Raw genomic sequence first — 14,896 nt, forward strand, 5'->3', positions numbered from 1 at the left:
ACACGCCTCCAGGGCACCAGCCCCGGCACCCGGCGCCAAGGTCATCACCTGACCCTGCAACGGTCACAGCAACCACCGATGGTCGTCGCCGAGTTGATCCCGCGAGCGCCCTTCCGCGACGCCCAATCCTCCCCCGCATCCGGCCACTTCGGCACCACCGGGCGGGTCCGCGACCAGCCCCTGCCTCAGGAGCGAAACATTTCGCGCGCGGTACCCTTGCGGTCTGTGGGTGAGTTCTTGGGAGCTGATTGACTTCCCCCACCTAAAGGCGGGGGATTCCAGCGGTCGCCCACTGGGGTTCCTGTTTCACCGACGACTGCCCCGTCCGGGAGGACTCCCGTTGAGGTCTTACACCGTCTCCACAGGCAGACGCCGCCGGCCCGGCGGCCACGATGTTGCGGGCCGCGTTGATGTCGCGGTCACGCACCGCACCGCAGGCGCGCGTCCACGCGCGGACGTTCAGCGGCATCCTCGCTACGACCGTCCCGCAGACCCCGCAGACCCCGCAGAGCTCGCTGCTGGGCAAGCGCCGGTCGATCACGACGAGTTCGCGCCCGTACCAGGCGCACTTGTACTCCAGCATCGACCGGAGTTGCGTCCACGACGCGTCCGAGATGGCGCGCGCCAACGTGTGGTTCTTCAGCAGGTTGCGGACGGTGAGGTTCTCGATCACGACCGTTTGGTTCTCACGGACGAGACGAGTCGACGGCTTGTCCAGGTGGTCGCGGCGCCGGTCGGCGATCCGCGCATGGACCTCGGCGACCCGCTTGCGGGCCTTCTCCCGGTTCGCCGAGCCCTTCGTCTTCCGGGACAGTTCCCGCTGCGCCCTGGCGCGACGGCCGCGGTCACGGCGCTCGTGCCGGGGGTTGGTGACCTTCCCACCGGTGGACAGGGCCACCAGGGAAGCGACGCCGGCGTCGATGCCGACCGTATTCTCCGTGGCCGCAGCCGGGGCAATGCGGTCGTCGCACAACACCGACACGAACCAGCGGCCCGCACCGTCACGGGACACGGTCACCGTCGTCGGTACCGAACCCTCCGGGAGCGGACGCGACCAGCGGATGTCCGGAAAACCGGCCACCTTCGCCAGAGTCGGACGGCCCTCGCACCACGTGAAGGCGGAGCGGGTGTACTCGGCCGACGCGCAGGATTTCTTCCGGGACTTGAAGCGTGGGTACTTCGCGCGCTTGGCGAAGAAGTTCCCGAACGCCGTGCGGAGGTGGCGTCGCGCCTGCTGGAGCGGGACCGAGGACACCTCCGTCAGGAAGGCGAGTTCCTCGGTTTTCTTCCACTGGGTCAGCGCGACCGCCGACTGGACGTAGGAGATGCGGCGCTGCTCGCTGTACCAGGCCCGGGTGCGCTCTTCCAGCGCCTTGTTGTAGACCAGGCGGACACAGCCGAACGTGCGCGACAGCTCGGCCGCCTGCCTGTCCGTGGGGTAACAGCGGTACTCGAACGCCCGCTTCACCTGCTGCGTCATGCCTCACGTTCTATCAACTCCCGTGTGAGTGGCGGGTGTCGGCCGGTAGAGGGCACACACCGGTCCGCCCTGGGTGCGCACCGGCTTTCCCTGCCCTGCTTCGCAGGAGCTTCGTTTCCTCCCCCGGCTAAAGCCGGGGGCATCCACGAAGGAGAGCCCCGATGAACATCGGGGAGATCGCCCGGCGCGCGGGCGTGTCACGGAGCACGGTGTCGTACGCGCTGAGCGGCAAACGTCCCGTCTCGACCAGCACCCGCAGACGTATCCAAGACGTGATCGACGAGTTGGGCTACCGGCCCAACGCGGCCGCGAGGGCCCTCAAGGAGGGGCGGACCCGGACGATCGGTCTCGTCATCCCGCCCGCCGGCAACCGGCTCACGCACATGCAGCTGGACTTCGTCGCCAGCGTGGTCGACGCCGCCGCCCGGGTCGACCTGGATGTGCTGCTGTCCCCTTCCGGCGGGGATCACGACCGTTCCTTCGAGCGGTTGGTTTCGGAGAGCCGCGTGGACGGTGTGATTCTCATGGAGATCCGCCTGGAGGACCCTCGTGTCGGTCGGCTGCATGACGCCGGGCTGCCCTTCGTCGGCATCGGGCACACGGCCGGCGACCAGCAGATGTCCTGGATCGACGTCGACTACGCCGGCTTGATCCAGCACTGTGTGCGCCACCTCGCCGATCTGGGGCACCGCCGGGTTGCTCTGGTCACCCGTTCCCCGGAACTCATCGCGGCGGGTTACGGCCCCGCCCGCAGGGCCAGGGAGGGCTTCGAGAAGGCCTTGGCGGAACGCGGTCTTGAGGGCATCGAAGTGCCTTGTGGGGACGATGCCCGTTCCGGCCAGGAATGCATGACGGCGCTTCTGCAGAGCCATCCGGACCTCACAGCTGTCACCACCATCAACGAGGCCGCCCTGCCCGGCATCCAGAGGGCGCTGTGGGACACCGGCCTGGAAGTGCCGTACGACTTCTCCATCACCGGAGTGGCGGCCAGGACCTGGGCCGAGGACTTCCGTCCGCCGCTCACGGCGGCGGACGTGCCTGCCCTGGAGATGGGTGAGAAGGCCGTGTCCCTGCTGGTGGGGCGCATCACCGCGCCGGACACCCCGCCTCAGCACATCTTGCTGGCACCCCCGGTCTCGCTGCGGTCCAGCACGGCCGCCGCGCCCACCGGCCGCCAGGCGCGCGTCAACGGCGCGGCGCGCTGAGCCGGGCGGCTACGGCAGACCCCTGCAGACCGTCGCGCACGAGCTCAACCACCGGCCGCGCAGAACGCTCGGCCGGGAAACCACGGCCGACCACCTGAACCGAGGTCACCCGCCACGAGCGCCCGGGTGTTCGAGGCGACTTCTGCCTGGTCCCGGACCACTACCTCGTAGCGTTCCCGCGCGAGCCCGGTGCCTTCCCGGCAACGACGCCGCCGGAACCCGCGGGCTGATCGAGGTTCTGCCGCCGGCCCGGCACCTGGACCACGAGCAGGTCGTCGCCGCCCTTCCGCGTCGGCGCGCTGACCACCGACCCGGAGGAAGCCGTCGCCGTCGGCTACGAAACCCTCGTGCAGCAGGCGATGGGCCCGTTCGAGCAGGCGTGGCCCCACCGGCTCGCGACCGCTCAGAGGTGGCCGACGTCGCCGTCACCGCGGCCGACGACGGCACACAGTTTCGGCACCTGGTCGGCGAGGACGTCGAGACCTCGGCCCGGATGCGGTGCGAGACCGACCCCGCACTGGTGCCGAACGCCTGCGCCTGCGCCTGCGCCTGCGTGGTGTACAACGCGTTCGCCCGCCGCCGTGTCGGAGAGATCGTCGTCACCGACCACGGCTACGATGCGGTCACCATGGGAGCCGAGCGGCTGGCACGCCGCCGGGGCGGCCGGATACCCACGGCACGGGTGCCGCTCGGCGCCGACGAGGACATGGCATACGAGGCCGTGGGCGCCGAGATGGGCGAGGCCACCGACCTCATCGTGGTCGACCAGGTCACCTCGGCGACCGCCCTCCGGCCACCTCTCGAGCGCATCGGCGCGGAAGCGCTCCGCCGAGGCGTGCCGATGCTCGCCGACGGCGCGCACGCGCCGGGCCTGCTCGCCGCGCCGCTCGCTGACGCGACGTTCGATCTCTGGACCGGCAACCTCCACAAGTGGGGTTGTGCCCCGCGCGGCACCCCGGCCCTGGTCGCCCACGGGCCCCTGCGGGACCTGATCCACCCGCTGATCGACTCCTGGGGTGACCAGGACCCGTACCCCGACCGCTTCGCCCAGCAAGGCACGCTCGACGCCACCTCCTAGCTGGCCGCGCCGACGTCCCTCGCCTTGGTCGAGCACGCCTGGGGCTGAACCGCGGCCCGCCTCTGCACGGACCGGCCGGCGGACCGTGCCGACCATGTCATCGGCGCCGCCCTCGAACGGCTGGCCGGTGAGAGCAGCCGACCCGACGTCGGTATGCCCGTCCCCGGCATGCGCTTGGTGCGGCTGCCCGACGGCCTCGGGCGCACCCGGATCGACGCCGACGCGCTGCGCGACCGGGTGGCCCGCGAACTCGCTGTCGAGGCGGCCTTCACCAGCTTCGACGGCATCGGTTACCTGCGCGTGTCCGCCCACGTCTACAACACCCCTGCCGACTACGAGTACTTGGCCGAGCAATGCGTCCCCGTACCGGGTGTCTGGGCCCGGGAGTCCCGCCGCTGAGACGGCAGTTCGGGAGTTCCGCCGCGGAAAGATCAGCCAAGGCGTTCCGGACGCTTGACTCGGCAGGCATGCGGCCCGATCCTCATCCCAGATATTGCGCGGGTCATGACAACCTCAACGGTCGGTCAACCGCGTCTTCCCGCCGACCGAGGGATGTGTGCCTTGACGCCGCTTCGACACTCGTACCGCAGACGCAGGCACACCACCATGCTGTCGCTGCTGCTTCTGGTACTGGCCATGGCCCTCGGGCCCAGCCCGAGTTCGGCTGCCGGCAACGACTGGTGGATCCCGACCGCCCGCCCCGCCCCGGACGTTCAGATCAACGTCACCGGCGAGCCCTTCACCGGCACCAACTCGGCAGGAGAGGTACAGGGGTTCGTCGACGCGCACAACCACCTCTTCGGCAACGAGGCCTTCGGCGGCCGGCTGATCTGCGGCAAGGTCTTCTCCGAGGCCGGTGTCGCCGACGCCCTGAAGGACTGCCCCGAGCACTACCCCGACGGCACCCTCGCGATCTTCGACTACATCACCCACGGGGGCGACGGCAAGCACGACCCGGTCGGCTGGCCGACCTTCAAGGACTGGCCCGCCTACGACTCGATGACCCACCAGGCCGACTACTACGCCTGGGTGGAGCGGGCCTGGCGCGGCGGACAGCGCGTGCTCGTCAACGACCTCGTCACCAACGGCATGATCTGCTCCATCTACCCCTTCAAGGACCGCAGTTGTGACGAGATGACCTCGATCCGGCTGCAGGCGAAGATGACCTACGCGCTCCAGGCGTACATCGACAAGATGTACGGCGGCACCGGCAAGGGCTGGTTCCGGATCGTCACCGACAGTGCGCAGGCGCGGCAGGTCATCGAGGAGGGCAAACTCGCCGTCGTCCTCGGGGTCGAGACCTCCGAACCCTTCGGATGCAAGCAGATCCTCGACATCCCGCAGTGCAGCAAGCAGGACATCGACAAGGGCCTCGACGCGCTCTACGCCCTCGGCGTCCGCTCCATGTTCCTCTGCCACAAGTTCGACAACGCGCTGTGCGGCGTCCGCTTCGACTCCGGCGGCCTCGGAACGGCCATCAACGTCGGCCAGTTCCTGTCCACCGGCACCTTCTGGCAGACCGAGAAGTGCACCGGCCCGCAGCACGACAACCCCATCGGGAGCGCCACCTCGGAGGCGGAGTCGGATCTGCCGGCCGGCGTGGACGTCCCCTCGTACGACTCGAACGCGCAGTGCAACAAGCGAGGCCTCACCGAACTCGGCGAGTACGCCGTGCGCGGCATGATGAAACGCAAGATGATGCTGGAGATCGACCACATGGGTGTCAAGGCCGTCGGCCAGGCGCTGGACATCCTGGAGTCTGCGTCCTACCCCGGCGTGATCTCCTCGCACAGCTGGATGGACCTGAACTGGACCGAACGGGTCTACGCCCTCGGCGGCTTCGTCGCCCAGTACATGCACGGCTCCGAGGGCTTCGTCGCGGAAGCCGCCCGGACCAAGGCACTGCGCGACAAGTACGGCGTGGGCTACGGCTACGGCACCGACTTCAACGGCATCGGCGACCATCCCGCCCCGCGGGGCGCGGACGCCGCGAACAAGGTGACGTACCCCTTCAAGAGCGTCGACGGCGGCTCCGTCATCGACAGGCAGACCTCCGGCGAGCGCACCTTCGACATCAACACCGACGGCGCGGCCCACGCCGGGATGATCCCCGACTGGATCGAGGACATCCGGCAGGTCGGCGGCCAGGACGTGGTGAACGACCTGTTCCGGGGCGCCGAGTCCTACCTGGACACCTGGCGGGCCACCGAACAGCACCAAGCCTCGGTGAACCTTGCCAAGGGGCAGCCCTCGACGGCCAGTTCGTCCGAGTCGAACCCGTTCACCAGCTACCAGCCGGGCCGAGCCGTCGACGGCGACGACGCCACCCGCTGGGCCAGCGACTGGAGCGACGACCAGTGGTGGCAGGTGGACCTGGGCTCCACCCACCTGGTCTCCCGGGTGACCTTGGACTGGGAGCGCGCGTACGGGAAGGCGTATCGCATCGAGATCTCCACCGACGGCACGAACTGGCAGACCGCCTGGTCCACCACGAGCGCCGACGGCGGCCTGGACACGGCCCGGTTCACCGGGACTCCGGCCCGCTACGTCCGGGTCCACGGCCTCGATCGCGGGACGGACTGGGGGTACTCGCTGTACGAGGTTGGGGTCCACAGCGCCTGAGCCGGGGCCGACGGACGCGACGTGTTCGCCTGGCTGTTGAGCGCCGTGGTGACCGGGCTGGGCATGGCCGGCGTCTTCTCTCTCGTTCTCCTCTACGCGCAACCCGTCAGCCGCATCGTCCGCCTCACCATCAACGACATCACTGACGACGAGACCACCGTCACCGTCCAGCTGGGAGACCCGCCGTCACCGCTACCGGAGCCCGTCGCCGACCTGATGCGGGCCTACATCCAGTCCCGGCAACACTTGCCCTACGCCAGCAGCAGGAGCTCACAGTGGCTCTTCCCCGGCCGTCAGCCCGGACAGCCGATGAACCCGGTCAGCCTGCAAGTCCATCTGCGTGAGATCGGCGTCCCTCCACAGCGCGGCAGGACCTCCGCGATCCGTCAGCTCGTCCCCCAAGCCCCGGCCCCCGTCATCGCGAGAGCACTCGGCTACCACGACAAGACCGCCACCCGCCTGGTGACCGAAGCTGGCGGAACCTGGAGCCGATACGCTCCTGGTGATCACTCGCGGTGACCGTCGGGAGCGGTTCGGTCGTTGTCTCACACGACCGATGCCCGGAAAGGATCAGTGGGAACGATCTCCGCCTCGTCGAAGAGCTGCTCCAACGCCTCATGACCCTGATGCCTGCGGAACTCGATTTCGGCGGCCGTCACAGGCAAGGTCCACAGGATGCGGGCCTGCCCCCCGGGCAGCGGACAGTGTTCAAGGTCAGGTCCGTGGAGATAGGGCAGGCTGATCAGCAGGTGGTCGCAGTTCGAGCCCGGCACCCATGGGTCACCGATCGGCATACTGTGCTCCAGGTCGAGCTGATGCCCACCGCAGTGGTAGTACGTGATCATGGCCATGAGGTCGATGAACTGCTGGTCGCGGATGTGGGCGGTCATGACGAACTCAAGCCCGTGACCGTCCTTCTCCGTCGCGGCCCAGCACCCGGCGGTCACATAGGCCCAGCTATCGCTGCGTGGACCGGGGCCGACAACGAGAACCCGCAGGTCGGGCAGGACCTCGCGACGTTCCGGCCCCAGGTCGCAGACGACGACCTCAACGGAATGCCCCTCGAAGAACGCACGGACATGTGACTCAACGGCCTCCACGGCCAGCAGCCTCGCATCACTCACCGCGCGATCATGCCAGACCCAATCAACCGGCCCGACTTCTCACCCAGCGTCATGGTCCGTGGGCCTCAACCGCGAATACGCGACACCTCAACATGCGGGCCTACCAGTCCCATGGCCGGATCCGCACCGGCCACACCTCGGAGAACATGGCCACCCTGCGCAGCTTCGCTATCAACCAGCTCCGCACCGCCGGCCCACCAGCATCGCCGCCGGACTCCGCACGACAGCCCTCCGACCCCGCGAACGACCACTGACCATCCTCGGACTCAACTGACCTGCACCGATTCATGATCAAAGGACTTTGCAATCACCCTGCCGCCGAAGCCCTACCGGGGGCACAGGAACCAATTTCTCCACGCCCTATTGTCTGAGAGGGCTGGCTCACCCACAGTGAGTCCGGGCAGACGAGTACCACGGCATCATCACCATGGGGGAAACACCACGTGATAAAAGTGACGTTCGAATCCGCAGCCAACTCGCAAGAGGAATTCCCCACCCTGAAAATGCGCATCAACGAGGTAAGCCAGACGCGGGATGCCACTAAGGTGCACATCGAGGACGGGCAGACCGGCGCCAAAGGACAACGTGCGCACGTGACGTCGAACATCGTCTTCCTCAACGCGTTACAGGATCTGATGCTCGATAAGACCTGGGTTGAGGCATGGTCCGAACTGCACAGCCTCTGGGTATTCAGCAAGAACCTTCTGCAGCAATGGTACGGCCAGGCCCTCATCGCACCCACCCACCCGGCAGGAAAAAAACACAAGGATTATCTCGAAAAATGGATCGCCGACGTGATCGATGAAATCCTGCCCAACTTCGAGCGGGGCGGAATCAAACTCGACCAGGCGTGGTACGTCGTTCCGACGACCGGCAAGGTGCAGGAGAAGCGAGCAGGCCGGATCTATTTCGACCACCTGCCGAAGGCGGCCGAGTACGACACCGCCAAGTTCGACGCCCCCCTCCGGTGGAAGCCCAATCTCCATACCGACTGGGTCGCAGACCTCGACCAGCAGCTGGAGGCGTGGCTGCGGTTCCGCGGTGAATTCCCCTGGACATCGGTGGACGCGGACTCCTACGTCACCTCGGACCGGGCAGGACTGACCGCGCTCGACACGACGATCGACGCCGTGGTGGGCGTCGATCCCACCGGTAAGGAGGCGAAGGCCATCGCCGAGGCGATAATCATGACGTTCGACTTCTTCCCCGACAGCTTCACCACGACCCGCACCATCCATCACGCGGCTGCCCTGGCAGCCCGGCATGTTGTGGAGCACTTCCGCTACCGTCCGAAGATCCAGACCGCCTGGCGGAAGAAGATCAGCGACGCCTTCCTCGTCGTCTGGAAGGAGAAGGTTGCAGAGGAGATCAGGGAGCAGAACACCGCCCTCCCCACGAAGCGACAGAAGACGGATTCGACCACAGCGAAGGCCACGGCCGCCGGACGGCCGACCAATGCCCTGGACACCCTCATCGTGAACTGGGCTACCGCAAAGACTTCGTACGGCACGTACTACACGGCGTTCGCCACAGCCCTCAACTGACCTCCGGCCTCCAGCGCCCGCCACAGCACGGCCGCATCCACATCGCAGCCGGTCTCCTCGATGACCCCCAGCTCCTCCATGACCACCTTCGAGACCCTGGCCGTGATCCGTGCCGCCCTCTCCAGCTGCGGCAGTGCCGAGAGCAGCTGCTTGTCCGTGGACCGCTTCGCGGTACTGATCAACCGAGTGGCCGTCATAATCCCGAACAGGTCCAGCGCGTCATCGATCGCCTTCGCCTCTAGGTGGCGCATCACCGCGACCACCGTGGACGTGCTCGGTGAGTGCGTTGACGACGCTGACGGCGTCCTTGCCGGGCACACGGACGAGCATCACGTAGCGCGAGTGGCGTTCGACCAGCGTGGCGATGTGGCTGTTCTTCGCCCCCGTGATCAGATCGCCCTCCCAGTGACCGGGAACGGCGCGGTCGGCGGCCTCGGCGGGACGCTCGCGGATAGAGATGGCGTCACGGATCTGTCCGCGAGCCTGGCCGGCGGTGGTGGCCTTCTTCGACCGGCGCATCGTGCGCCGCCCGCGCAGATGGGCGATGAGCTCCTTCTTCAGCACGCCGCGGGCCTGGATGAACAGGCTGCGGTAGATGGTCTCGTGGGACACGTACATACCGTCCTCCCGTCCGAAGCGGTCGACAAGCCAGCCCCATATCTGCTGCGGCGACCAGTCGGCGGCCAGCTTGTCCGCGACCATGTCCCGCAGGGCCCAATTGCGTTGCAGTAGACAGGACTTGGGGCGGCGGGCGCTATCCCAGGCCCGCTCGTCGGCGACCGCGGCCCGGTACTTCGCCTGGCCGCCGTGCCGGCCCACCTCCCGACTGACCGTCGAGGGCGCCCGCTCCAGCCGGACCGCAATCGTCCGGAAAGATTCATTGCGGGCCAGACCGCGGGAGATCTCCTCCCGCTCGGCCAGACTCAGCACGGTCTTCGCCCGGGTGCGCTCGGCGGGTACAAAGCCGCCGTTCGCTTTCACCACACCATGGATCGAGCCGGGTACCTTGCCCAGCGCGCGGCCGATCTCGCTGAGTGACTGCCCCTCCTTCCACCGCTGCCAGACTTCCCGCTTCTGTGCGTCCGACATCCCCGGACGACCGATCCTCGCCACCCTGCAACACCTCCGGCACCCGTTCTACCTGCAATGTTGCAGCGACCGGTTGAACCCAAGGTTCCTTCCTTCGGGACCTGCAAAGAGCCGGCCGCGCGGCGGCGACGGCCCGTTCTTACGGGATGGACTTGCTGCACTGGTTCCGATTCCTTCTCTGCACCGAGTCAAGCGGGAGTTGGTGGTTGCTGAAGTGGTAGCTCCGCATCGAGCAGTCGCAGCTCGGATTCGAGCGGCGGGTGGCCCTTCACAGCGCTGCGATTCCCGCCCGCTGTGCCTGCAGCTCCGAGCGGACGAGTTCCAGGAGGCGGCCTGCCCAGTTGCGGCCGCGTCCGGCGTTGTCCCCCCAGAAGCCCGAGTCGGCGTCGTCGTAGATCACGGTGGCGTCGTTCGTGGTCAGCAGGATCTCAGCCAGGTCGGGGTGCTGATCGTACTTCGCGCGCAGTAGGGCCGCCATTACCGCGGTGCGGGCGTGCTGCCAGCCCTCACGCTGTGCTGCCGCGGTCGCGGACTTGCGTGCGGTGGCATGGGTCTCTGCCGTGGCGATCACGGTCCGGACCTCGGGGTCAGCGACTGACAGCGCCCAGTAGGCGTGGGCGGCAGATGGGTAGCTAACCTCGCCGACGACGATCGGGGCCGGGTAGTCGTTGCGCAAGCCCCGGAATCCCGGGGCATCGACCGGTATGCTCGGATACGTGTGGTGCAGCTTGATCGCCGGGGCGAAGGAGGTCACTGGCCCGTCTGCCGGGACGCGTGCGGCCCGTTCAGCGGCCCATCGCGCCCGTTCCTCGAAGTAGGCGACGGCCCTGTCGTAGTCCTCCTGCATGATCGGCCCATCGGCCGGGATGTACGTTTCGCCGCCGGGTCCCGCCACCAACACCCGCAGCGGCCAGTCTTTGCTGTCCATGTCGCCCAGTGCGTAGCGGCGCTGCGAGATCGGGATGGCCAGGAAGGCGTTGCGGGCTGCAGCGCGGTTTCCCTCGGTCCGGTCGGCGAGGAAGGTGTCGACGGCGACGAGGCACCGGCCCGTCGAATCCGGGCGCCCGTTGAGTTGGTCGATGGTGGCTCGTATCTCGGCGACCAGCAGGTCGGGGGTGAGGTAACTGTGGGGCTCGCTGAAGGTCCAGCTGGCCAGTTCGAACGCGGATGCCTTGGCGCCGTCCGGCAGGGTGGTGGCTACCCAGCCGCTGCGGAGCTTGTTCTGGAACTCCTCAAGGGTGACCAGTTCCCAGCAGTCGATGAGGCCGTCGGCGTAGATGAACAGGTCGGTGAGGAAGTGCGTATCGCCGTTGCGGATGAAGGCGTGGCGCCATGTGCCGGGTATGCGAACGCCGTCCACCGTGCGGTGAGTGGTCTTGTTGCCGATCATCCGGCGATTGTGCCGCAGCTGCCGCTGCGGGGTCGGGGAATTTCCGCACGGTCGAAGTCCCTCACCCGATTGCTTGACGGGTGGTGGGCAGGCAGGGACTTGGCGGCTTCATCGGGCTGCAGCTCATCCCACTTGGTCGCAGCACCTGCTGGCATCACAGAGTGCCGAAGGCCGGTGCGTGACCATTGGCAGAACCATGTGCCGGGCGAACGTGGGCGGCTGCCGGATTGCACCACGCGGGGGCCAGAAGAACCGTGTGATGTGCTGGACGATCACGTACTTCTGCATGACTCGCGACCCGCTCCCCCGGGACGGCCGACTTCTGCCGACGCTCAGTAGTAGGACGCGCAGGAGCAGGACACGGTTGTGGTGAAGTGCCGTCCCGGGGTGCCAGAAGCTGCCGATCCTCGCTTCTGGTGACAGAAAGGCTGCCGGACGAGCACGTGCAACGGGTCGCTACACACGAGGCAGTTCTCGGCGCGTTCTGGACGATCTCCACATCGTTGTTCACGGCGTCCCGGAGCACGATCTTCGGATTCGCGCCCACGACCGCGAAGATCAGGTTCTTGAAGGTTCAGCGGGGCCCGTTCTTGAAGCGTTGTTCGTATTCGATCTCCTGCAGTTCCTCCGGGGCCTCACGGGTCGGCGCGAGAAAGCTCTTCGATGCACTCGCGGCGAGCCTGCCAGCCGTCTCCGCCGGACATGTCGTTCTTGCGCCAGGAGTCGTAGAACCCGCTGTGTGCCGGAACGGCAACTGCGGAGGCTTGAGCCCCAGGCGGCTGAGGACTGCGCGATGTGCCTTGACGGCGAGGACGACCTCTTCGTCGTTCATGCCCTCGTCGTGGCTGGTACCCATGGCGACGAAGTCTTCGTGCAGCAGCCGGGGCAGAGCCACAGCCACTTCCAGGTCCGGCTCGGCGGGCAGCGGACCGAAGCGCAGCAACTCCATCAGTTCGAGATCGAGTTCCCAGAGCTGACACATCCAGTGGCCGGGCCGACGCTCGGTCCGGCTCATCGCGTCGTCGGGCTCGGTGCGGAGGAAATCGTCTGCGTGCACGCCTCCGCCTCCCTATATTGCCAGCGGTGTGGCCTTCTCCGCTCCCACTGACAACGCGCGTCAGTTCCTGCCGATGGACCCGATACGACTTTCGGGTCGCTGCCGCTTCGCCGATCCTCATGCGGCAGGGTCTTACGCGAGCAGGTCCGCGATCTCGCGGGTGCGGCGCCCGACGCCGGTTGTGGGCGAGGCGACGGACTTCGGAGTTCGCGTACGGCATCGCGCTCTTGACGGCTGTCGTCACGGCGCGTGGCCGCACGCTTCAGATGCCTTGCCGACCTTTGCTCGATGTATGGATGGAGCCGGCAGGCGGTCGCCTCCCGCGAGCGTCGCTGCTGGTCCACTTTTCAGCCGTCGCCGACACAAGGTCTGGTCGGTGCCGTTTGGTGTGGCCAACCGCCACGGGCCGGCTTGATGGACCGCTTCCGCATGAGTCCGATGGAAGCAAAAAGACCATGGACCATCTGTGGTTCTGGTCTCTCCCTCTTCGCGGCGGATGCGGTCGGTGTCGATTCGTTCGCTTGCCGTCAGGTGGTCCGCGGTCACCGGTCGGTCCCCCACCACCAGGGGTGTGACGGTCGTATGTGAGTGCTCAGGTGCCGTCGCCGAGGCCTGCGACGGCGAGCCGGAAGGCGCGGTCCGCCGGCATCGCCGGGTCGGTGTAATTCTCGGTGGCCAGGGCGATTCCGACGATCAGTACGAGCAGATCGTCGATGGTGATGTCGGCCCGGACAGTCTGGTCGTCGATGGCCTTGCGCAACAGCAAGGCGCCCGCCGCGCCGATGGCTGACGCACAGGAGTCCTGGGTGGTCTCGTCCTGGAGGGGTTGGTAGGACAGGACGTCCGCCAGGCCACGCGCGGCCAGTGAGTAGGCGAGCAGCTCGCCCAGCCATTCCACCAGCGCGGAGCGGCTGTCGTGCTCGCCGCAGAGCGTCTGGGCGCGATCGCACAGGTCATGGATGCGCTGTTTGAAGACGGCTTCGAGGAGGGCTTTGCGGGTGGGGAAATGGCGCCTCACAGTGGCTGATCCGACGCCTGCAGTGCGGGCGATCTGCTCCAGGGACGCCTGGGCTCCTTGGGTTGCCACCTCGGCCTCGGCCACGGCGAGGATGTGCGTGTAGTTGCGGCGGGCGTCCGAGCGCTGGCCGGTCATGATCTCCCCAACATTGATTAGCGGCGGGCCCCGCCGTATTCTACCGAACACGAAACGGCGGGGCCCGCCGTTTATGGTGTGCGTGACCGCCGAGGAGCTGTACACATGACTACTGCCGCAAAGCCGGTTCTCGTCACCGGTGCCACTGGCCGCCAAGGCGGTGCCGCCGTCCGCGCCCTGGTCGCGCAGGGAACACCGGTGCGCGCACTGGTGCGCGACCCGAGCACGCCGCGTTCTCGGGTCGTCGAGGAACTCGGCGCCGACCTGTTCGTGGGCGATCTCACCGAACCTGCAACCCTTGAGGCGGCCGTGGACGGCGTACGAGCCGTCTTCTCTGTGCAGATGCCCGCTTACACCGAGCAGGGGTTCGACTTCGCCGGCGAGGTCAGTCAGGCCGACAACCTCATGACGACCGCGCGGACTGCCGGTGTCGAACAGTTCGTCCAGTCCTCCACCAGCGGCGTAGGGCAACATGTCGAGGCCCCGGGCTGGGCCGAAGGACGGTGGGCGATGTTGGAGGCGCCACTCGGCACGAAGGCTGCGATCCAGGACCGGCTGCGCGAACTCCACTTTCCCTACTGGACATTGCTCAAGCCGTCGTTCTTCATGGAGAACTTCGAGCCGTCCCTGCGCTTCTACTTCCCCCGCGGCGTCGAAGGGGGCCTGGTCACCGTCCTGAAACCGGGCACGCATCTGGCACTCGTAGCGGCCAAGGACGTGGGCCGGGCTGCGGCGGCTGCCATATCCGCCCCCGCCGAGTTCCACCGAGTGGAACTCGAGTTGACCAGCGACTACCTGACCATGACCGAAATCGCCGAGATCCTCTCGCACGCCATCGGGGTCCCGCTGACAGCCCCGGACATGACCGAGGAACAGGCCCGCGCCGCCGGAATGGGAGACATGGGCGCCACACACGAGTTCATGGAGGTTGTCGGCCAGCCCGCCCGGCCCGAGTTCGCCCGTGCGCTGGGCATCGACCTGACCAGCTTCGAAGACTGGGCGCAAGAGCATCTGCGGACCACCGCCTGAGGGGGAGCGGATGTCTGCCGCATCTGTGCAGGTGGGCGGACCGAACGCCCGCCCAGCGAGAGTGCAGGGATCCGCACTGCGGTGTGGGCGATCCCGCATAGCCGCCGTGAGACCGCCGCCAAGGA

The 14,896-nt window shown here is 67.4% G+C and carries 13 protein-coding genes and 1 pseudogene; 7 read left to right on the forward strand and 7 right to left on the reverse strand.

The genetic code is table 11. From position 1 onward, the window contains the following. Window positions 1–262: 262 nt before the first annotated feature. Window positions 263–1,480: an RNA-guided endonuclease InsQ/TnpB family protein gene (locus OG226_RS00740; RefSeq protein ID WP_329347290.1), complete on the reverse strand. Its 1,218-nt coding sequence runs from the start codon at window positions 1,478–1,480 to the stop codon at window positions 263–265. A gap of 161 nt (window positions 1,481–1,641) precedes the next feature. Between OG226_RS00740 and OG226_RS00745 the strand changes: the two genes are divergently transcribed. From OG226_RS00745 to OG226_RS00765, 4 genes and pseudogenes are all read left to right on the forward strand, one after another. Beyond that, on the forward strand, window positions 1,642–2,685 hold the full coding sequence (locus tag OG226_RS00745) for a LacI family DNA-binding transcriptional regulator (protein ID WP_329347291.1): 1,044 nt from the start codon (window positions 1,642–1,644) through the stop codon (window positions 2,683–2,685). Between the two features lie 508 nt (window positions 2,686–3,193). After that, a pseudogene (locus tag OG226_RS51435) lies at window positions 3,194–4,162 on the forward strand (aminotransferase class V-fold PLP-dependent enzyme); the annotation flags it as partial. Between the two features lie 153 nt (window positions 4,163–4,315). Beyond that, window positions 4,316–6,385 carry a galactose-binding domain-containing protein gene (locus OG226_RS00760; RefSeq protein WP_329353273.1) on the forward strand — a complete coding sequence of 690 codons (2,070 nt, stop codon included), beginning with the start codon at window positions 4,316–4,318 and terminating at the stop codon, window positions 6,383–6,385. 21 nt (window positions 6,386–6,406) lie between these two features. Next, window positions 6,407–6,904, forward strand: coding sequence for a hypothetical protein (locus OG226_RS00765; protein ID WP_329347294.1), 498 nt, complete (start codon window positions 6,407–6,409; stop codon window positions 6,902–6,904). Between the two features lie 26 nt (window positions 6,905–6,930). Here OG226_RS00765 and OG226_RS00770 read toward each other — a convergent pair whose 3' ends face one another. After that, window positions 6,931–7,509, reverse strand: coding sequence for a suppressor of fused domain protein (locus OG226_RS00770; RefSeq protein WP_329347295.1), 579 nt, complete (start codon window positions 7,507–7,509; stop codon window positions 6,931–6,933). 92 nt (window positions 7,510–7,601) lie between these two features. Between OG226_RS00770 and OG226_RS00775 the strand changes: the two genes are divergently transcribed. Together OG226_RS00775 and OG226_RS00780 are read left to right on the forward strand one after the other, a co-directional pair. Then, window positions 7,602–7,763, forward strand: a complete 162-nt coding sequence (locus OG226_RS00775; protein WP_329347296.1) for a hypothetical protein — start codon at window positions 7,602–7,604, stop codon at window positions 7,761–7,763. A 198-nt stretch (window positions 7,764–7,961) separates the two neighbouring features. Continuing rightward, window positions 7,962–9,053: a hypothetical protein gene (locus OG226_RS00780; protein WP_329347297.1), complete on the forward strand. Its 1,092-nt coding sequence runs from the start codon at window positions 7,962–7,964 to the stop codon at window positions 9,051–9,053. Here OG226_RS00780 and OG226_RS00785 read toward each other — a convergent pair. The 5 genes from OG226_RS00785 to OG226_RS00805 all read right to left on the reverse strand — a co-directional run bounded on the left by OG226_RS00785 (window position 9,023) and on the right by OG226_RS00805 (window position 13,742). After that, window positions 9,023–9,307, reverse strand: a complete 285-nt coding sequence (locus tag OG226_RS00785; protein WP_329347298.1) for a hypothetical protein — start codon at window positions 9,305–9,307, stop codon at window positions 9,023–9,025. The two genes, OG226_RS00780 and OG226_RS00785, sit on opposite strands and share 31 nt — an antisense overlap. Beyond that, a complete protein-coding gene (locus tag OG226_RS00790) occupies window positions 9,273–10,142 on the reverse strand; it encodes an IS30 family transposase (protein WP_329347299.1) in 870 nt (289 codons plus the stop codon). The genes OG226_RS00785 and OG226_RS00790 overlap by 35 nt, the downstream gene beginning before the upstream one ends. A gap of 268 nt (window positions 10,143–10,410) precedes the next feature. Then, entirely contained in the window at window positions 10,411–11,532 is a 1,122-nt protein-coding gene (locus OG226_RS00795; RefSeq protein ID WP_329347300.1) for an NADAR family protein, read from the reverse strand. A 574-nt stretch (window positions 11,533–12,106) separates the two neighbouring features. Next, the gene (locus OG226_RS00800) at window positions 12,107–12,589 is read right to left on the reverse strand and encodes a hypothetical protein (protein ID WP_329347301.1); all 483 of its coding nucleotides are present in this window, start codon (window positions 12,587–12,589) and stop codon (window positions 12,107–12,109) included. A gap of 592 nt (window positions 12,590–13,181) precedes the next feature. Continuing rightward, on the reverse strand, window positions 13,182–13,742 hold the full coding sequence (locus OG226_RS00805) for a TetR/AcrR family transcriptional regulator (RefSeq protein ID WP_329347302.1): 561 nt from the start codon (window positions 13,740–13,742) through the stop codon (window positions 13,182–13,184). A gap of 105 nt (window positions 13,743–13,847) precedes the next feature. Between OG226_RS00805 and OG226_RS00810 the strand changes: the two genes are divergently transcribed. Continuing rightward, on the forward strand, window positions 13,848–14,771 hold the full coding sequence (locus tag OG226_RS00810; protein ID WP_329347303.1) for an NmrA family NAD(P)-binding protein: 924 nt from the start codon (window positions 13,848–13,850) through the stop codon (window positions 14,769–14,771). Window positions 14,772–14,896: the final 125 nt, after the last annotated feature.

Source organism: Streptomyces sp. NBC_01261 (assembly GCF_036226385.1).
Taxonomy (GTDB): Bacteria; Actinomycetota; Actinomycetes; order Streptomycetales; family Streptomycetaceae; genus Streptomyces.

Coding starts and splice junctions, on each gene's coding strand:
- OG226_RS00740 (WP_329347290.1), bottom strand. CDS start 1,480: ATGACGCAGCAGGTGAAGCGGGCGTTCGAGTACCGCTGTTACCCCACG.
- OG226_RS00745 (WP_329347291.1), top strand. CDS start 1,642: ATGAACATCGGGGAGATCGCCCGGCGCGCGGGCGTGTCACGGAGCACG.
- OG226_RS00760 (WP_329353273.1), top strand. CDS start 4,316: ATGTGTGCCTTGACGCCGCTTCGACACTCGTACCGCAGACGCAGGCAC.
- OG226_RS00775 (WP_329347296.1), top strand. CDS start 7,602: ATGCGGGCCTACCAGTCCCATGGCCGGATCCGCACCGGCCACACCTCG.
- OG226_RS00790 (WP_329347299.1), bottom strand. CDS start 10,142: ATGTCGGACGCACAGAAGCGGGAAGTCTGGCAGCGGTGGAAGGAGGGG.
- OG226_RS00795 (WP_329347300.1), bottom strand. CDS start 11,532: ATGATCGGCAACAAGACCACTCACCGCACGGTGGACGGCGTTCGCATA.
- OG226_RS00805 (WP_329347302.1), bottom strand. CDS start 13,742: ATGACCGGCCAGCGCTCGGACGCCCGCCGCAACTACACGCACATCCTC.
- OG226_RS00810 (WP_329347303.1), top strand. CDS start 13,848: ATGACTACTGCCGCAAAGCCGGTTCTCGTCACCGGTGCCACTGGCCGC.